This window comes from Cellulomonas sp. H30R-01 (assembly GCF_010119915.1).
In the GTDB taxonomy this organism is placed as follows: domain Bacteria; phylum Actinomycetota; class Actinomycetes; order Actinomycetales; family Cellulomonadaceae; genus Cellulomonas; species Cellulomonas algicola.
Genome location: NZ_CP048210.1, coordinates 1,795,049 through 1,812,832 on the forward strand (window position 1 = coordinate 1,795,049; position 17,784 = coordinate 1,812,832).

Here is a 17,784-nt window from a genome sequence, read left to right on the forward strand (position 1 = left end):
GCGCCACTCTACGGTCGGGCCGACTCCGTGGTGTCGGCCGCACCGACCGTCGCACCGGGCTCCGCCGAAGTGGTCCGGTGCGTGCCCGGCGCGTGCGGTCGCGACAGCCGCGACGGCCACCAGGTGCGGTCGCCGAGGTCGTGCACGAGGGCCGGGACCAGCAGCGAGCGGACGACGGTCGTGTCGAGCAGCACGCCGAGCGCGACGATGACCGCGAGCTGCGCGAGGAACAGCAGCGGGATGACGCCGAGCGCCGCGAACGTCACCGCGAGCACCACGCCCGCCGACGTGATGACGCCGCCGGTCACGGCCAGGCCGCGGACCACACCGGGGCGCGTGCCCACGCGTGCCGACTCCTCCCGCACGCGTGTCATGAGGAAGATCGAGTAGTCGACGCCGAGCGCGACGAGGAACACGAACGCGTAGAGCGGCACGGCCGGGTCGGCGGGCGGCCAGTCCAGGACGTGGTTGAAGAGGATCGCCGAGACACCGAGCGTCGCCGCGAACGACAGGACGTTCGCGCCGAGGAGCAGCCCGGCCGCCACGACCGAGCGCAGCAGCAGCGTGAGGATCAGCCCGATCACGAGGAGCACGACGGGCACGATGACCCGCAGGTCGTGGCGGGCGGCGTCCTGCGCGTCGAGCGTCTCGGCGGCCGCACCGCCGACGAGCGCGTCCGGGTCCACCTCGTGCGCGGCGGTCCGCACGTCCGCGGCGACGGCGACGGCCTCCTGCGAGTCGGACGGGGCTGTCGTCACGACGTCGAGCCGCACGTCCCCGTCGACCACGACGGGCTCGCCCGTCCCGGCGGGACCGCCCGCCGCGGTGCCCGTGTACGGCGCGACGCTCTCGACGCCCTCGACGTCCTCGATCGCGGCCGCGACGTCGTCGGCGGAGTCCTGCGCGGTGATGACGGTGACGGGCTGCACGGCACCGGCCGGGAAGTGCTCGGCGAGGACCTCCTGGCCCGCGACGGCGTCGACCGGGGTGAGGAACACGTCGGCCTGGTCGGTGCCCCCGGCGCGGAACGTCGGCAGGAACGCGGCACCGACGACCAGGACGACCGCGGTGACGGCCCACACCGGCCGTGCGTGCCGGGCGACCCAGCGCGCGAGGCGGCCCCACGCGCCGGACGCGTCGGCGGGGTCGTCGGTGGGCGCCGCGTGGTGCCCGTGGGCGACGGCGACCGCGGCGACCGGGCGCGGCACGCGCGGCCAGAACAGGGCGCGCGACCACCGGCCGAGCACGATGAGGAACGCCGGCAGCAGCGTGGTGGCGGCGAGGAACGACGACGCGATGCCGATCGCGGCGACCGGTCCGAGCGAGCGGTTCGAGCCGAGGTCCGAGAGCAGGAGGCACAGGACGCCCGCGGCGACCGTGCCGGCCGACGCGCCGATCGGCTCGAGGCACGCGCGCAGGGCGCGACGCATGGCGGTCGCCGGGTGCTCGGCGTGGCGGAGCTCCTCCCGGTAGCGCGCGACCAGGAGCAGCGCGTAGTCGACGCTCGCGCCGACCACGAGGATCGAGAGGATGCCCTGCGACTGCCCGTTGAGCACGAGCACGTCGTTCGCCGCGAGCTGGTAGACGACCAGCCCGGCGAGGGAGAGCGCGAAGACGGCCGTGAGGATCACGACGAACGGCAGGAACGGCGAGCGGTAGACGATCACGAGGATGACGAGCACCGCGCCGAGCGCGACGAGCAGCAGCACGCCGTCGATCCCGCCGAACGCGGTGACGAGGTCGGCGACGAAGCCTGCGGGACCGGTGACCCAGGCCTGCAGCCCGAGCTCGCCGGAGTCGGTCGCGGTCGCGCCGAGGTCCTGCTCGAGGGAGGCGCGCAGGTCGGTGACGAGCACCTCCGCGACGGAGTCCTCGCCGATGCGCTCGTCGGCGGAGTCGGCGTCGACGGAGAAGATCGCGAGCAGCGCGAGACCGTCCTCGGACGGCACGACGACCGGGTCGCCGACGAGGTAGTCCGCCCACGTGTCGCCGTCGCCGTCCGGGACGTCGCGGTCGGGGACCCCGTTCGCCCACTCGGTCGCCGCCTGGACCTGCTCCGGGGTGACGTCGCCGCCGTCGGCGGGCTGCATCACCACGAGCGCAGGTAGGGTCGGCGTGTCCACGAACGCGCGGCTCGCCTCGGCGGCCCGCGTGGACTCGGCGGACGACGGCAGGAAGGCTGCCGCGTCGTTCTCCTGGACCTGTGCGAGCTTGCCCTGGGCCATGCCCCCGACGGCTCCGACGGCGAGCCAGGCGACGAGCGCGACGGCGACGGCAAGGGCGCGGACCACGGTCGCCCGGCGATTACTCAGCATGCTGAGTATCATGGGTGGCGAAGCGCCGGACGGCAAACCGAAGGGATCGACGAGGGTGCGCGACGGCCTGGACGACCCCGACCTCACGGGCGGCGGCGAGCAGTTCGACCCCGCGTCGAGCGACCCCGCCCACTGGCCCGTGGGGCGCCTGCTGTCCGCCGCCGCGCGACGCGTCGAGCGCGAGTGGAACGCCCACCTCGGCGGCTGGGACCTCAACCACGCAAGCCTCCCCGTGCTCGTCCACCTCGCCCGCTCGCCCGCCTCGCAGCGCGAGCTCGCGACCCTGTGCGGCGTGACCGAGCAGACCATGAGCCGGGTGCTCGCGCGCATGGAGCGCACCGGGTACGTGCGCCGCGCGCCGCACGCCGAGGACCGGCGCCGCCACGTCATCACCGCGACCCCCGAGGGCCTCGCGGCGCTCGACGCCGCCGCCGACCGCCGCCGGGCCGAGGCGGTCGTCACCCGCGGGCTCACGCCCGCCCAGGTCGAGCAGCTGCGCGCGCTGCTGGTCCTCGTCGCCCGGCCCGACGACGCCCCCGACGACGGGACGACGCACGCGGCCGCACCGACCCGGGGTTAGCCTGACCGGCATGCGGTTCGACGCGCTCGACCTCGGCACCCGCCTGCTCCCCTACGAGCCCACGTGGGCGCTGCAGCGGGAGGTGCACGCGGCCGTCTCCGCGGGCGACCAGGAGGACACCGTCCTGCTGTGCGAGCACGAGGACGTCTACACCGCCGGTCGCCGCACCGCCCGCTGGGACCGGCCGACCGACGGCACCGCGGTGGTCGACGTCGACCGCGGGGGGCGCATCACGTGGCACGGCCCGGGCCAGCTCGTCGGGTACCCCATCGTCCGGCTCGCGCAGCCCATCGACGTCGGCCGCTACGTGCGCGCGCTCGAGGAGGCGCTCATCCGCACGTGCGCCGACCTCGGCCTCGAGGCCGTGCGGGTCGACGGACGCAGCGGCGTCTGGTTCGCGGCCGACCCGGGCGACGACGACCGGCCGGCGCGGCGCGAGCGCAAGGTCGCCGCGATCGGCGTGCGCGTCGCCCGCGGCGTCACCATGCACGGGTTCGCGCTCAACTGCGAGCCCGACCTGCACGCCTTCGACCGCATCGTGCCGTGCGGCATCGACGACGCCGACGTCACGTCGCTCTCGGCCGAGACCGGCCGCCGCGTGACGATCGACGAGGTCACGCCGCTCGTGCGCGGGCACCTCGTCGCGACGCTCACCCCGCTCCTCGCCGCCACCGTCGACGCCGACGCCGGCGCACCGGCGCCGGCCGCCGGCTGACGCCTCAGCCCGCGCGCACCGCCGCGAGCTCCGCGACGACCTCGGCGGCCCACGACCGCACGTCGTCGAAGTCCCGGAAGTCCCCGGTCTCCGCACGCGTGAGCGCCACGAGCGCGCGCTCGTTGAGGTTGAGCTCGGAGCGCTCGATGCGGCCGACGAAGCACCGCGGCTCGCGCGCACCGACGTGCCGGGCGACGACGTCGACGTCGTCGGGAGGCGTCGGCGGCAGCGGCGGGTCGCCCACCGGTCCGGACCAGAACAGCCACACGGGCATCGCCCGCAGGTGCGCACCCTGCCGCTCGACGAGGTCGCGGAGCGAGGCCGCGAGCCGGCCGACGTAGACCGCCGACCCGAGGACCGCGGCGTCGTAGCCCGCGACGTGCTCGACCTCGTCGGGGGTCACCTCCTCGACGTCGTGCCCGGCCTCGCGCAGCACGTCGGCGACCACCGCGCCGATCTCGCGCGTCGCACCGTGCCGCGACGCGACCGTCATGAGGATCTTCATCGTCCCTCCCTCGTCGTGCCGGCGTCGCGGGGGGTCCCGCCGGTCCCGGTCGCCCGGGCGCGCCGCCGACGCCCTCAGCGTCGCGCCGCGTCCGGCACCACCGCGCGGGACCGAGGTCCCGACCGGCTGTGACGTGCGACTCCCCCACCACGCGCCACGCGCGAGCGGGGTTAGTCTGACGACGTGACGATCGCTCCCGAGGGCCGCCGCATGCTCCGCGTCGAGGCGCGCAACGCCGCGACGCCGATCGAGAAGAAGCCGGAGTGGATCCGGACCCGCGCGACCATGGGCCCCGAGTACAGCGAGCTCAAGGGCCTCGTGAAGCGCGAAGGGCTGCACACGGTCTGCGAGGAAGCGGGCTGCCCCAACATCTTCGAGTGCTGGGAGGACCGCGAGGCGACGTTCCTCATCGGCGGCGACCAGTGCACCCGGCGCTGCGACTTCTGCCAGATCGACACCGGCAAGCCCGCGGACTTCGACGCCGACGAGCCGCGCCGCGTGGCCGCCTCGGTGCAGGCGATGGGCCTCAAGTACGCGACGGTCACGGGTGTGGCGCGCGACGACCTGCCCGACGGCGGTGCGTGGCTGTACGCGGAGACGGTCCGCCAGATCCACGCGGTCAACCCCGGCACGGGCGTCGAGCTGCTGATCCCCGACTTCAACGCGGTCCCCGAGCTGCTCGACGAGGTCAACGAGTCCCGCCCCGAGGTGCTCGCGCACAACGTCGAGACCGTCCCCCGCATCTTCAAGCAGATCCGCCCCGCGTTCCGCTACGACCGGTCGCTGTCCGTCATCACCCGGGCGCGCGAGGCCGGCCTGGTCACCAAGTCGAACCTCATCCTCGGCATGGGCGAGACGACCGACGAGGTCAAGACCGCGCTCAAGGACCTCGTCGACGCGGGCTGCGACATCGTGACGATCACGCAGTACCTGCGCCCGTCGCTGCGGCACCACCCGGTCGACCGCTGGGTGCGCCCCGAGGAGTTCGTCGAGCTGTCCGACCACGCGCAGGAGCTCGGCTTCCTCGGCGTCATGTCCGGGCCGCTCGTGCGCTCGTCGTACCGCGCGGGCCGGCTGTGGGGCCAGGCCATGCGGCACCGCGGGATCGAGATCCCCGCCGCGCTCGCGCACCTCGGTGAGCCGACGACCGCCCGCCAGGAGGCCGCGAGCCTGCTCGCGCGCTGACGCTCTTCGCGCCGCCGGACGATGTCCGGTGGTGCCCGCGAGATCGGTAGACTCCGACCCCATGGCCCGCGACACGAACGCCACTCCCCCGGCCGCCGGGAAGGTCCGCAAGACCCGCTGGTACCACCAGCTGTGGCAGGCGTACCAGATGACCCGGCAGAGCGACCCGGCCATCACGTGGCTGCTGCTCGCGGTGTTCGTCGGGATCGTCGCGCTCGGCCTGGTCATCGGCCTCCTGGTCGACTCGATCGTGTACGTCCTGCTGCTGAGCATCCCGTTCGCGCTGCTCGGTGCGATGTTCGTCCTCGCACGCCGCGCCGAGACCGCTGCCTACACCCGGATCGCCGGCCAGCCCGGCGCCTCGCGCGCTGCGCTCGGCACCATCCGCCGCGGCTGGACGTTCACCGAGGAGCCCGTCAACGTCGACCCGCGCACGCGCGACATGGTGTTCCGCGGGCTCGGTCGTCCGGGCGTCGTGCTCATCGCCGAGGGCGGTCCCGCGCCGCGTCTGGCCCGCCTCCTCGAGGCCGAGCGCAAGCGCACCGCGCGCGTCATCTCCGGTGCCCCGATCACGCTGGTCCAGGTCGGCGACGACGAGGGCCAGGTGCCGCTGCGGAAGCTGCCGCGGCACATCCAGCGCCTGCGGCCCTCGCTGACCAAGCAGGAGGTCGCCGAGGTCGGCAAGCGGCTCACCGCGCTCGGCGCCGTGCGCCTGCCCGTGCCGAAGGGCGTCGACCCGATGCGCGCGCGTCCCGACCGCAAGGGGATGCGCGGGCGCTGACCCGGCGCGCCCGGTCCCGGTACGGTCCGTCCGTGCGCGACGACCGCTGGAACCACAACACGCACTACCACCCGCTCGCGCTGCGGCACGCCCCGCAGGCGCGCACCGCGCTCGACGTGGGCTGCGGCGAGGGTCTGCTCGTCCGCCGGCTGCGGTCCGCCGGGGTCCCCCGCGTCACGGGGCTCGACGTCGACGCCGTCCAGGTCGAGCTCGCACGCGCGGCCTCGGTCGGTGACGGCGGCGTCACGTTCGTCGTCGGCGACGCGCTCGAGGTCCTCGACGGCGACGCCTTCGACCTCGTGACGTGCTACGCGACGCTCCACCACCTGCCGCTCGAGGACGGGCTGCGCCGGCTGGCGGCCCTCACCGCACCCGGCGGACGGCTCGTGGTCGTCGGCCTGGCGGGGGCACGCACCCCCGCCGACGTGGCGCTCAGCGCCGCGGCCGTGCCGGTCGCCGCCGTCGTCGACCGGGCGCGAGGCGTGTGGGAGCACGGGGCGGCCGTCACCGACGCGCGCGAGGGGTACGGCGAGGTCCGCGACGCAGCGCACCGGATCCTGCCGGGCGTCCGCTGGCGGCGGCACCTGTACTGGCGCTACAGCCTCACGTGGCAGGCGCCCGCCTGACGGTCAGCGCCGGACGATCGCCGTGCCCGCGAGCCGGTCGTGCAGGCCGCGACCGTCCGAGTCCCACACGACCGCCGGAATCACGAGGCACAGCAGCACGCCGCGTACGAGCCCTGAGAGCAGCCCCGGCGGACGCCCGGAGTCGGCCACCGGCGCAGCGCCGGGCGGCGTCACGGCGGCACGGCGCACGCGCAGGCCGAGCAGGCGGTGGCCCAGCGTGAAGCCCACGGTCCCGACGAGCAGCACGTTCTCGAGCAGGAAGATCAGGAGGGTCGCCGTCGGCGCTCCGCGCGTCAGGTAGAAGCCCGTGCGCTCGACCGGGAAGAACGTCGCCGCGATGAGCAGGCACACCGTCCAGTCGACGGCGAGCGCGGCGACCCGACGGCCGAGGGACGCGAACGCCCCCGGCCCGTCCGGCGGCAGGCCGAGCCGCGCACCGCGGGCCGTCGTCCCGGCCGGGGAGCCACCCTCGAGCCAGGAACCCATGTCGTCGCGTGAGGTCACGCGACCAGGGTAGGTCGCCACCCCCGGTGCGACGCCCACGCGCGCTCCCGGACGTCCGCCCAGGAGTTCGCGCGATCGTTACACGGGGGACGCCGACGTAACACGGCGGAAACAACCGCTACACCCCAGAGAAACTCCCCCGCCATAGCCTCGGCGGAGCCCGACCCCAGGGTGGACACACAACCGAGGAGCAGCGGATGTTCAGCAAGCCAGAGGAAGTACTGGCCTTCATCAAGAGCGAGGACGTCAAGTTCATCGACGTCCGGTTCTGCGACCTGCCCGGCGTCATGCAGCACTTCAACGTGCCGGCCGCCTCCGTGGACGCGAACTTCTTCACCGAGGGCCAGATGTTCGACGGGTCGTCGATCCGCGGCTTCCAGGCGATCCACGAGTCGGACATGAAGCTCATCCCCGACGTCACGACCGCCTACATCGACCCCTTCCGGGTCGAGAAGACGCTGAACATCAACTTCCACATCGTCGACCCGTACACCGACGAGCCCTACAGCCGCGACCCGCGTCAGGTCGCCGCGAAGGCCGAGGCGTACCTGCGGTCGACCGGCATCGCCGACACCGCCTTCTTCGCCCCCGAGGCCGAGTTCTACGTCTTCGACGACGTGCGCTTCCAGACCCGCCAGGACGCGTCGTTCTACTACATCGACTCGATCGAGGGCGCCTGGAACACCGGTCGCAAGGAGGAGGGCGGCAACCTCGGCCACAAGACGCCCTACAAGGGCGGCTACTTCCCCGTCCCGCCGGTCGACCACTTCGCCGACCTGCGCGACAAGATCTCGCTGCAGCTGGACGCCCTCGGCCTCGAGGTCGAGCGCGCGCACCACGAGGTCGGCACCGCCGGCCAGGCCGAGATCAACTACCGCTTCGACACGCTCGCCAAGTCGGCCGACAAGGTGCAGCTGTTCAAGTACGTCGTGAAGAACGTCGCGCACGAGGCCGGCAAGACCGCGACCTTCATGCCGAAGCCGCTCTTCGGCGACAACGGCTCGGGCATGCACGTGCACCAGTCCCTGTGGAAGGACGGCCAGCCGCTGTTCTTCGACGAGAAGGGCTACGGCGGCCTGTCCGACATGGCGCGCTGGTACATCGGCGGCCTGCTCAAGCACGCGCCCGCGCTGCTCGCCTTCACGAACCCGACGGTGAACTCCTACCACCGCCTGGTCCCGGGCTTCGAGGCGCCGGTCAACCTGGTCTACTCGGCCCGCAACCGCTCCGCGTGCATCCGAATCCCGGTCACGGGCTCGAACCCGAAGGCCAAGCGCATCGAGTTCCGCGTGCCGGACCCGTCGTCGAACCCGTACCTCGCGTTCGCGGCCATGCTCATGGCCGGCCTCGACGGCATCCAGAACCGCATCGAGCCGCCGGAGCCGGTCGACAAGGACCTCTACGAGCTGCCCCCCGAGGAGCACGCCCTCATCCAGCAGGTGCCGGGCTCGCTCGGCGAGGTGCTCGACAACCTCGAGGCCGACCACGACTGGCTGACCGCCGGCAACGTCTTCACGCCGGACCTCATCTCGACGTGGATCGACTACAAGCGCTCCGCCGAGGTGGACCCGATCCGTCTGCGGCCGCACCCGCACGAGTTCGAGCTCTACTTCGACGTTTAAGTCGTACCTGCAGGTCAGACGCCATTTCCGCCGTCAGGTGGACATGGATTGGACAAGTCCGCTTGTCCACGACGCCCTCGTGGCGGTGGCTGCTCCCACCGCTGCGAGGGCGTCCTGCGTCGCCGTACGGGCCTGCTCCAGACCGACGTCCGTCACCGCGCTGTAGATGCCGAGCGTCAGGCCGGACGACTCGTGCCCGGTCACGTAGTCGATCACCCGCAGCGGCACCCCGGCGTCGCCGAGCATGGTCGTGTACGTCTTGCGCAGGCGCCTACACCTCCAGGGTGTTGACGTTCCCGCGCGGCGGTTTGCGCCACCTCCGGCTCCTCCCGTCGTCTCTCGCGAAGTGGCTCATCGTGATCCTGTCCATGGCGGGCGCAGCCCTGCCGAGCGTCGGCGTCTTCCGGGTCTACACGCGCCGACCGCGTCCCTCACACGGCGGCGACGTAGGCGCGTCGATCGCGGACTTCAACGCGCAGTACGCGGGTATGTACGCACCAAACTAGCTGTCGTCGGCTCCCTGGCCTCCACCCCCTCCCCGAGGGCTTGCCAGCCGAAGAGGCGCTGCGGCCGGGGACTTGCCTGAGTCTGGAACTTTCGCGGCGGACAGACGTTTCACCCGCCCCTGGCCTGCACTTCACCCTTTGCGCGCCTCCCGGACACCGGCACAAAGCGGGACGATCGGTCCCACTGATTGCCTTGTGAACGCAGGGGGACGACGACGTGAGACGGTTCGCGACGCTCGGGATTCTGCTCGCCGTAGTCGGCGTCGCCGGCTGTTCCGGGGGTAAGGGCGATCTGCCTGTGACGCCCGCCCCAACCTCCCAAAGTCCGGAGCCAGAAGAGTCTCCGATTGAGACGGCGACTCCCGTGGTCGAGGCGGCACGCGGCAGTCGGGCCAACCCGCTCACCCCTGGTGAATCTCGCAAGATCAGCGACGAGAGCGCCTTCACCGTGTCTGGCGGCGCCACCACATTCGATGCGTGGCCGACGGTGCAGGCGGAGAACCAGTTCAACACGCCCCCTGCTGACGGGCGGAGCTACATCATGTTTCCGCTGTCAGTTGCCATCGATTGGCCGACGATCCAGAAACAGGCCGCGGACGACGGTTCGACCACCGACGGGGGGTTCTCTGCGCAGTACTCCCTCACAGTGGCGTTTGTGGGAACCGACGGCATCTCCTACGGCTCGAACGAAGCCGACTACTGCGGCGTCATTCCCAACGACTGGATGTCCGTCAACCCTGTCTTCGACTCCGCGACGGTCACCGGCAATGTGTGCGTGTCCGCGCCGACGCAGGTCATCCCCGGCGGCACGTGGGTGGTCTCGAACGTCGTCAACGACGCGGTCTTCGTCGCCGCTCAATAGGTCAATGCCCCAACCCCGAGCATCAGAACCGAGCATCGGCAAGGAGGCCGAGTGAAATGAAGGTCGCTCCGTACCACTCGATCGATCCGACGGACCCCGACGTCTACCACGACCATGACAACTGCCCCTCGGGCCAGCAGATCCCCGCCAGGAACAAGCGCAGCGGCACGAACGACTACCGCCGCTGCCAGCACTGCGTCCAGATGGGCTGACGGCACTTCCCCCATCGTTCGGTCAACGATCCGTCGCCCGGTCAGTTCGGGCTCGAGCGAACTCGTCGAGGTCGTTGCGCAGGTACACGCGACGTCGGTCGAGCCCTTTTTGGGGTGATCCGCCTGACTCTCGCGGTACCGGCACCCCCGTCGCCCCCGTAGCGCCGGGGGTGCCGTCGCGTGAGCCGCTTCCGCGCCAGGCGTCGATGCGGCGAGGCGCACAGTGTTCAGCGGCAGGCCGGCTCGGGCTCGTCGATCCGCCCCTGGGTCGCCGACGTCGGGTAGATGCGCGTGATCGACAGGACCGCCGGGATGTCGCCCGTGTTGCGGACGAGGTGCGGACCGACCTCGGTGAACGACTCGCCGCCCCCGAACTCCTCTGCCCTGCACGTGCCGCGCTTCGTGACCGTCAAGCGCTCGACCGTGCCCGAGGCGACGACGGCGACGACGATCCCCGGGTGCGAGTGCCATCCGGAGAACTGCCCCGGCTGGTAGGTGAGGTCGAACGTCGACACCGTCGTCGGCACCGCCGCCGTCAGCGCGACCCGGTCCTGCGCGGCGACGAACACGTGCCGGTCGGTCCCGTCGAGCACACCGGTGGACGTGCCGCTCGCGGTGGGCGGCGGGACGGAGGGCGGGGTCGCGCTCGCGGACGAGACGTAGACGCCGCACAGCAGCACGGTGGCGAGGGCGGCGACGGTGAGCTTCCTGCCGTTCATGGGGATCCTCCGTTCGTCGTGGTCGACCGGGAGGCGCCGCGCCGCGCCATGAGCGGCGCGCGTGCGCCGTCGCCCTCGCTGGTCCGGGAGCGGCGCCCGGTCGTTGCGTGTCCGCCGCTCGACGGCAGCGGCACGACCTAGGCTCCCGCGCCCACCTGGGCGAGGAAGGCGGGGATCTCGACGTAGACGCGGCCCTCGACGATCGCCCCGTCCCGGACGTCGTACACGACGGCGAGCGGGATCCGCACCTGCTTGCCCGTCGCCGCGACCCCGGCGAACTCGCCGGTGTGCCGGCCGACGACGTACCCCTCGAAGACGGCCGTGCCGTCGTCCACGACGAGCCGGGTCCGCTCGGCCGTGGCGTCGAACGCCTGGTGGTAGAAGAAGTCGAGCAGCCCCTGGACGCCCTCCGGCGTCCGGTACTCGTCCCCTGTCGCCATCAGCCGGAAGACCACGTCGGGCGCCATCGCGCTCGTGTCGCCGTGGTCGGAGTCCAGATAGCGCTGCACGACCTGCCGCGTCCGCGCGGCGCCCGGGTGCCCGTCCTCGGACATGTCCGCCCCCTCTCTCCCGGAGCCGATGCGCAGGACGCTACTCGCGGCCGGCGGTTCGGGAACAGGCGTGCCTTCGACGAGCCCGCCGACGCGGTGCAGGAGCGGACGACGGCCCGTGTGACCGTCGAGCGACGACCGACCTCGAGACAGCCCGGAGGCGGCGGACTGGACCGCCGCCCCCGCGGCCTCGTGGTGCGGGGGCTCAGGAGCGTGACCACTGCATGCTCGTCGCGGAGCTGCACGTCCGCTGCTCCAGCGCGGCGCCTGCGGTCGTGGAACCGTTGACCACGCCGAGGCACTTGCCGCTGCTGGCGTTCACGAGCTGGCTGTAGCCGTCACCGGTCGAGCGCCAGGTGAAGACCTGGTTGTTCCGGTCGTGGCACGTGTACTGGATGACCGCCGCGCCGTCGGCCGTGGACGCACCGGTCACGTCGAGGCACTTGCCGCTGTGGACGCTCTGCAGCCGCACGTTGCCGCTGCCGGCGTCGACGAAGCGCCACTGCTGCCACGCCGCGCCGGTGCTGGGCCACTGCCCGACGACCGCGAGGTCGGCGAGACTCCCCTGCTGCACGTCGACGACCTGCCCGCTGTTCCGGTTCGTCACCCGGTACGCCGTCGGCGTGGGCGTCGTGCCTCCGGTGAACTGCCACCAGTCGACGTTGAACAGGTTGCCGCTGCCGCCGGCGAACCGCAGGTACAGGTCGTGCGTCCCGGTCGCGCCGGTGACCGGGCAGGTGGTGGTCGTCCAGCTCTGCCACCCGCCGGTGCCGCCGACGGTGCAGGTCCCGACGAGCGGTCCGCCCGTGCCGTCCAGCCGCACCTCGATGCGCCCGCCGCTCGTGGCGGACGCGACCCGCGCGGAGAAGGAGGTCGCTCCTGTGCCGAACGCGACGCCCTTGACCTTGACGTGGTCGCCGTTCTCGATCCACCCGACGTTCATCCCGCCCGCGCTCGAGGGTTCCGTCTCGATCCCGGATCCCCAGGCGATCGTCTCGGCCTCCTGCCGCACGTACGGGTCGAGGGTGCCGATCTGGGGTGCACCCGCGGTCGTCATGGTGATCGTCGGGATGCTGCCGTCGGCGTTGTAGGTGAACTTCTCGACCGCGACCGAGCGGGTGTAGCCGCCACCGCCCGGCAGAGCACCGTTGTGGTAGAAGAAGTACGAGCCGCCGTTGAAGTCGATGACGCCGGGGTGGTTCGTGAAGCTGCTGCCCTGCGTCGGCATGACGGTCCCGCGGTAGGTCCACGGACCGGTCGGCCCGGGCGCGGTCGAGTAGCCGATGAACTCGGAGCAGCACCGGGCCGCGAACACGTTGTAGTAGGTCCCGCCGCGCTTGTAGACCCAGGGCCCCTCCTCGAAGAGGGTCGGCCGGTTCGCGTCGCCCGTCCGGGTGCCGAAGCCGGCGGTGGTGAGCGGGATCTGGGTCGGGCTGCCCGAGTACGAGATCATGTCCGCGTTGAGCCGGACGTACCAGAGGCGCGGGTTGCCCCAGTAGAGGTACGCCTGCCCGTCGTCGTCGATCATCACGGTCGGGTCGATCTCACCGTTGCCGACGAGCGGACGGCCGATGGCGTCGCGGAACGGGCCCGTCGGGCTGTCGGCGACGCCGACCCCGATGACGCGCTGCCCCGTCGAGCGCTGCCGGACCGGGACGTACCAGTAGAACTTCCCGTTGCGCGGGACGACCTGACCAGCCCACGCGTCGGCGTCGGCCCAGGCGAACGTCGCGAGCGACATCGGTGAGCCGTGGTCCGTCCAGTTGACCATGTCGGCGGACGAGAAGACGCGCCAGTCGCGCATCGTGAAGTACGACGAGCCGTCCTCGTCGTGCCCGGTGTAGAGGTAGACGCGGCCGTCGTGCACCAGGGGTGCAGGGTCGGCGGTGTAGATGTGCTGGACGATCGGGTTGTCCGCCTGCGCCGGAGCAGGGAGCAGGGTGACGGCGCAGACCGCCGCGGCGAGCAACGCGACGGCTGACCGGAGCCGCCTCCTGTGCGGGCGTGCTGATGGCTGTTCCAACGTGGCTCCTCGAGTGTCACGAGCGGGGTGCTGTCGCGGACCGGCGCCGGTCGGGCGCCGCTGCGTCCGTCGCCGGCCGACGGCTGCGTGGACGAGGTGCGCCACGTCGGGCGTGCGGTCGGTTCTCAGGCGGGAGGCCGGTCCCCGCCGGGTTCCGGCTCGCGGTCGCCGCCCTCGTCGCGCACCGGGATGTCCGGCTCAGGGCGTCCTCGCTCCGCGCGACGGCTGGATGTTATCGCTCACATTCCGCCGTAATCGTTTCGCCGACCGCACCCTCGGGGAGGGCTCAGCTGCATGCGGCGGGTGCCGGCTCGTCGATGCGCCCCTGGGTCGCGGACGTCGGGTAGATCCGCGTGACCGACAGGACCGCGGGAACGTCCCCGGCGTTCCGGACGAAGTGCGGGCCGACCTCGGTGAACGACTCGCCGACGCCGAACTCCTCCGTCACGCACCGCCCCCGCCTCGTCACCGTCTGACGCTCGACCGTCCCCGACGTGACCACGGCCACGACGATGCCCGGGTGCGAGTGCCACCCCGAGAACTGACCGGGCTCGTAGGTGAGGTCGGCAGCCGAGGACCGGACGAATTCCGCGGATCGCCGGTTGTCGTGGTTTTCTGGGAGGTGCATGTCTTTCGCACCACGCACCACGCACCACCGGAGGACCCGTGAGCCACTCATCACCGGCGACGATGCCGGGCGCGACCCCCGTCATCGACGAGCAGGCGCGTCTGCGGTGTCCCCGCTGCACCTCGCCGTCGATCGCCGTCACGTCGACGGACACGGACCCCAACGTGTCGTGGACCAACCACACCGTGACGTGCGAGAGCTGCCGCGCCACCTCGCAGCTCGCCGTCGTGTCGACGTTCGGCCAGGTCGTCATCCGCTGGCTGAACGACTGACGCACGACCTCACCGGGTGACGACGGGCGTCCCCACGACGGCGAGCGTCTGCGCCGCGGCACTCCCGCCGTGCACCACGACCTCGACGTGCCGCGCGGCCGGGTCGGCACCCCGGACGTAACGCTCGATCGCGCGCACCGCGGCGCTGCCGAGGAACGCCGTGGGTGCGATCTCGACCGTCACGGGCACGATCCCGCCGCGTGAGCGCGACCGGACCTCCGCGTCGACGAGCGCGGCAGCCGACTCCGTGTCGAGCACGCCCCCGACGCGGATGACGCCGTCGTCCCCCACCGCGACCTCCGGACCGCCCGTGAGGACCGCGGTGGGGCCGACGACGGGTGACCCGACGGGAGCCCTGCGTCGGGCGTCGAGCTCGAACTCGACGCGCGTCCCGGACTCCCCGGTGTCGACCGCGAGCCGCGCGCCGCTCGACGCAACCATGCTGAGGCCACGGCCCCGGTCGCCCGGGTCGGGTGCGGGCGGGCGCCACAGGCCGTCGTCCTCGACGCCGAGCGTGACCGTGGTGCGGCGCAGGCGCGCGTCCACGCGGATGCGGCCGGGTGTCACGCCCGCGTAGGCGTGCTCGATGCTGTTGGTGGCGGCCTCGCTCGCGGCGAGCACCAGAGCGGCGCGCTCACGGGCCTCGAGCCCGACGGTGCGCGCCCACGCGTCGACCTCGCCGCGCACGTCGGCGAGCCGCTCGGCGTCGGCGGGCAGGTCGAGGGCCAGGTCGGCCGGCGCGGCGCGGCGTGCGACGGCGAGGACCGTGACGTCGTCGACGAAGCCCTCGTCGAGCGCCCACGGCACGTGCAGGCACAGCCGCTCGGCGACCGTCCTGCCGGCGTAGCGGCCGATGACGGCGCCGCGGACGGCGTGCTCGGCGGCGGACACGACCTGCTGCATGCGCTCGTCGAGCGGGCGGCCGACGACCTCGACGAGCCCGTCGGTGAAGAGCAGCAGCGCCTCGTCCTCGGCGAGCCGGTCCGTGCCGACGTCCGTGTCGTCGTCGATGCCGAGAGGCCCCCCGCCGGTGGACGGGAGCCAGCGCGAGCTCGCGGGCCCGACGACCAGGGGCGCGGGGTGCCCACGGGTGGCGTACTCGAGCACGCCGGTCTCGGGGTCGAGCAGCACGACGCACACCGACGTCGCGAACGCGTCGGTCGCGACGCGGGCGTACCGGTCGAGCGAGGCCAGCGCGGCGTGGACGGGGACGCCGTCGAGCAGCCGCGACGCGAGGATCGCGCGCATCTGGCTCATCGCCGCCGACGCCGCGACACCGTGACCCACCACGTCGCCCACGGTGAGGGCCACACGCCCGTCGGGGGCGACCGCGGCGTCGAACCAGTCGCCGCCCGCCGCCTGCTCCCGGCCCGCCACCAGGTAGGTCGCGGCGACGTCGACACGCGGGAGGATCGGCACCGACGACGGCAGGAGCGCGCCCTGGAGCGCGATGATGACGTCGCGGGCGACCTCGTACCGCTCCTCGACGCCCGCGACGCGGGCCTCCTCGGCGAGGCGTCGCTCGACGGCCCCGGTGACGTCCTCGGCGGTCACGATCATGCCCTGGTACTCGCCGGCGTCGTCGAGCCACGGCGCGAGGGACAGCCGCACCCAGACGTCGCGGTGGTCGTCGCCGACCTCGAGCAGCATCTCCTCGGGTGCCAGCCCGCGTCGGCTCTGGAGCGCGAGCTCGAGCCGCGGCATCATCCGCCGACCGACGACGTCCGTCAGGGTGTCCGCGGCCTGTCGCCCGACGACCTGCCCGATGCCGAGCTCCTGGGCGGCGCGGTTCGCGGCGGCGACCACGCCGTCGGCCCGGATCGCAGCGACCGCGACGGGCAGGCCGTCGAAGGCCTGCAGGGTCGCCTCGACGGCGGGCGGGGGCCGCGACGGGTCCGTCATGGACCCAGCGTCGCACCGATCAGCTCAACGCACCGACCGTGCCGGCCGGGTCGACGACCGCGACCTCGAGCCCGTGCCCCGCCGCGAGCAGCAGCGCGCTGTCCGGACCGACGAGGACGCGCAGGCGGGTGCCCTGGGTGCGGGAGCGCCGGTCGAGCGACGCGAGCACGGACACACCCGCGGAGCCGACGTGCGTGGCCTCGCGGAGGTCGACGACGAGCCGGCCCGCCTGGCGCGCTGCTCCGGACGCGGCCGCGATCGCGGCGGACAGCACGCCCGCCGTCGCGAGGTCGACGGGTCCGCGCGCAGCGACGACGGGGACGCCGCCGACGACGCGGGACGACACGATGAGGCCCTGCGCCGGCGACGTCGCGGGGACCGCGGACGCCTCCTCGCCGAGCGACTGGAAGAACAGCTCGTCGAGCTTGGCGCGCGACGTCGGCGCGAGCCCGCCCGCGCTCTCGACCGCGGCGACGAGGCGCTCCGCGAGCGCGAGCAGGCGCACGTTGCGCTGCTGGGAGCTCCACCGCAGCAGCTCGAACGCGGCGTCGCCGTCGATGCCGTACACGAGCATGAGGACGCCCTTGGCCTGGTCGATCACGGCGTGCGACTCGAGCGCCTGGTGGAGCTGGACGTTGACGGCGTCCGCGACGGCGACGCGCTGGCTCACGCTCACGTCCACGAGGAAGCCGCTCACGGTCGGGCCGTCGGCGGTGTCCTCACGGCCCCCGCTGAGGGTCACCGTACGCTCCTCGCCGGCCAGGTCGACCAGCACGTAGTGCTCGCCGAGGGGCGTGCCGTCTCGCTCGCACGCGTCGAGGGCCGCGGCGACGCGGTCGCGGTGGTCGGGGCGCACGTGCCGCAGGAAGAGGTCGCGCGTGGGCACGACCTCGCCCGCCTCCATGCCGTGGATCTCGAACATCCCGTCGGACCATCGCCAACGGTCACCACCGGCGGAGAACTGGTACTGGCCGACCTGAGCCTCGTCCTGGCTGTGCACGGCACCTCCACGCGGCCTCAGCGGCCGCCGGCAAGAGCTCCGAGCTGACTTCCCAACCCGATCCGGCGGACGGTCTTCGGCCGTCCACCGGTCGAGGTTAGTGCGGACCCGTCGGACCCGCGCGCGGTGGCGGACCGCGGCCCCTGCCGACCGCGCCGTCCGACCGCCGAACCGTGGTGAAGGTCGAGGTCACGAACCTCCACGGGAGTGCACGGGACGTGCACGACCCCTTCGCCGTGACGAGGTCCACACGGCGACGGCGCGGTCCTAGCGTGA

Annotated in this window: 19 protein-coding genes; 9 read left to right on the forward strand and 10 right to left on the reverse strand. The window is 72.9% G+C overall.

Features of this window, described 5'->3' with window-relative positions; genetic code table 11:
• Nucleotides 1–8 precede the first annotated feature (8 nt).
• Nucleotides 9–2,315, reverse strand: coding sequence for an MMPL family transporter (locus GXP71_RS07955; protein WP_238402682.1), 2,307 nt, complete (start codon nt 2,313–2,315; stop codon nt 9–11).
• 55 nt (nt 2,316–2,370) lie between these two features.
• On the opposite strand from GXP71_RS07955, the gene GXP71_RS07960 reads away from it, so the two are divergent.
• Nucleotides 2,371–2,895 (forward strand): MarR family winged helix-turn-helix transcriptional regulator, encoded by a 525-nt coding sequence (locus GXP71_RS07960; RefSeq protein WP_235843530.1) that lies wholly within the window; start codon nt 2,371–2,373, stop codon nt 2,893–2,895.
• A 10-nt stretch (nt 2,896–2,905) separates the two neighbouring features.
• Nucleotides 2,906–3,610, forward strand: a complete 705-nt coding sequence (lipB, locus tag GXP71_RS07965; RefSeq protein ID WP_162352222.1) for a lipoyl(octanoyl) transferase LipB — start codon at nt 2,906–2,908, stop codon at nt 3,608–3,610.
• Between the two features lie 4 nt (nt 3,611–3,614).
• Here the strand turns inward: lipB and GXP71_RS07970 are convergent, their stop codons facing one another.
• Nucleotides 3,615–4,115 carry a flavodoxin domain-containing protein gene (locus GXP71_RS07970; protein ID WP_162352223.1) on the reverse strand — a complete coding sequence of 167 codons (501 nt, stop codon included), beginning with the start codon at nt 4,113–4,115 and terminating at the stop codon, nt 3,615–3,617.
• Nucleotides 4,116–4,298: 183 nt separating this feature from the next.
• Between GXP71_RS07970 and lipA the strand changes: the two genes are divergently transcribed.
• The 3 genes from lipA (at nt 4,299) to GXP71_RS07985 (ending at nt 6,707) form a co-directional block, all read left to right on the forward strand.
• Complete coding sequence (gene lipA, locus GXP71_RS07975; protein WP_162352224.1) at nt 4,299–5,300, forward strand: lipoyl synthase; 1,002 nt, start codon at nt 4,299–4,301, stop codon at nt 5,298–5,300.
• Nucleotides 5,301–5,361: 61 nt separating this feature from the next.
• Nucleotides 5,362–6,081, forward strand: a complete 720-nt coding sequence (locus tag GXP71_RS07980; RefSeq protein WP_124341001.1) for a DUF4191 domain-containing protein — start codon at nt 5,362–5,364, stop codon at nt 6,079–6,081.
• Nucleotides 6,082–6,113: 32 nt separating this feature from the next.
• Nucleotides 6,114–6,707: a bifunctional 2-polyprenyl-6-hydroxyphenol methylase/3-demethylubiquinol 3-O-methyltransferase UbiG gene (locus tag GXP71_RS07985; RefSeq protein ID WP_162352225.1), complete on the forward strand. Its 594-nt coding sequence runs from the start codon at nt 6,114–6,116 to the stop codon at nt 6,705–6,707.
• Nucleotides 6,708–6,710: 3 nt separating this feature from the next.
• On the opposite strand, the gene GXP71_RS07990 is transcribed toward GXP71_RS07985, so the two are convergent.
• The gene (locus GXP71_RS07990; protein WP_238402683.1) at nt 6,711–7,211 is read right to left on the reverse strand and encodes an RDD family protein; all 501 of its coding nucleotides are present in this window, start codon (nt 7,209–7,211) and stop codon (nt 6,711–6,713) included.
• 197 nt (nt 7,212–7,408) lie between these two features.
• Here GXP71_RS07990 and glnA point away from each other — a divergent pair, with 197 nt between their 5' ends.
• Nucleotides 7,409–8,833, forward strand: coding sequence for a type I glutamate--ammonia ligase (gene glnA, locus GXP71_RS07995; protein WP_124340999.1), 1,425 nt, complete (start codon nt 7,409–7,411; stop codon nt 8,831–8,833).
• A 33-nt stretch (nt 8,834–8,866) separates the two neighbouring features.
• Here glnA and GXP71_RS08000 read toward each other — a convergent pair whose 3' ends face one another.
• The gene (locus GXP71_RS08000) at nt 8,867–9,100 is read right to left on the reverse strand and encodes a hypothetical protein (RefSeq protein WP_225916568.1); all 234 of its coding nucleotides are present in this window, start codon (nt 9,098–9,100) and stop codon (nt 8,867–8,869) included.
• Between the two features lie 456 nt (nt 9,101–9,556).
• Here GXP71_RS08000 and GXP71_RS08005 point away from each other — a divergent pair, with 456 nt between their 5' ends.
• Both GXP71_RS08005 and GXP71_RS20120 read left to right on the forward strand, forming a co-directional pair.
• Entirely contained in the window at nt 9,557–10,201 is a 645-nt protein-coding gene (locus GXP71_RS08005; protein WP_162352226.1) for a hypothetical protein, read from the forward strand.
• A gap of 56 nt (nt 10,202–10,257) precedes the next feature.
• Nucleotides 10,258–10,413, forward strand: coding sequence for a hypothetical protein (locus tag GXP71_RS20120; RefSeq protein ID WP_202924346.1), 156 nt, complete (start codon nt 10,258–10,260; stop codon nt 10,411–10,413).
• A gap of 227 nt (nt 10,414–10,640) precedes the next feature.
• Here the strand turns inward: GXP71_RS20120 and GXP71_RS08010 are convergent, their stop codons facing one another.
• The 4 genes from GXP71_RS08010 to GXP71_RS08025 form a co-directional block, all read right to left on the reverse strand.
• Nucleotides 10,641–11,132 (reverse strand): cupin domain-containing protein, encoded by a 492-nt coding sequence (locus tag GXP71_RS08010; protein ID WP_162352227.1) that lies wholly within the window; start codon nt 11,130–11,132, stop codon nt 10,641–10,643.
• A 137-nt stretch (nt 11,133–11,269) separates the two neighbouring features.
• A complete protein-coding gene (locus tag GXP71_RS08015; RefSeq protein WP_162352228.1) occupies nt 11,270–11,686 on the reverse strand; it encodes an ester cyclase in 417 nt (138 codons plus the stop codon).
• Between the two features lie 202 nt (nt 11,687–11,888).
• The gene (locus tag GXP71_RS08020) at nt 11,889–13,706 is read right to left on the reverse strand and encodes a family 43 glycosylhydrolase (RefSeq protein ID WP_162352229.1); all 1,818 of its coding nucleotides are present in this window, start codon (nt 13,704–13,706) and stop codon (nt 11,889–11,891) included.
• Between the two features lie 286 nt (nt 13,707–13,992).
• Nucleotides 13,993–14,334, reverse strand: a complete 342-nt coding sequence (locus GXP71_RS08025) for a cupin domain-containing protein (RefSeq protein WP_162352230.1) — start codon at nt 14,332–14,334, stop codon at nt 13,993–13,995.
• A gap of 38 nt (nt 14,335–14,372) precedes the next feature.
• Here GXP71_RS08025 and GXP71_RS08030 point away from each other — a divergent pair, with 38 nt between their 5' ends.
• A complete protein-coding gene (locus tag GXP71_RS08030; protein ID WP_162352231.1) occupies nt 14,373–14,606 on the forward strand; it encodes a hypothetical protein in 234 nt (77 codons plus the stop codon).
• Nucleotides 14,607–14,615: 9 nt separating this feature from the next.
• On the opposite strand, the gene GXP71_RS08035 is transcribed toward GXP71_RS08030, so the two are convergent.
• Entirely contained in the window at nt 14,616–16,508 is a 1,893-nt protein-coding gene (locus tag GXP71_RS08035; RefSeq protein WP_162352232.1) for a SpoIIE family protein phosphatase, read from the reverse strand.
• A gap of 19 nt (nt 16,509–16,527) precedes the next feature.
• Complete coding sequence (locus GXP71_RS08040; protein ID WP_162352233.1) at nt 16,528–17,508, reverse strand: ANTAR domain-containing protein; 981 nt, start codon at nt 17,506–17,508, stop codon at nt 16,528–16,530.
• Nucleotides 17,509–17,784: the final 276 nt, after the last annotated feature.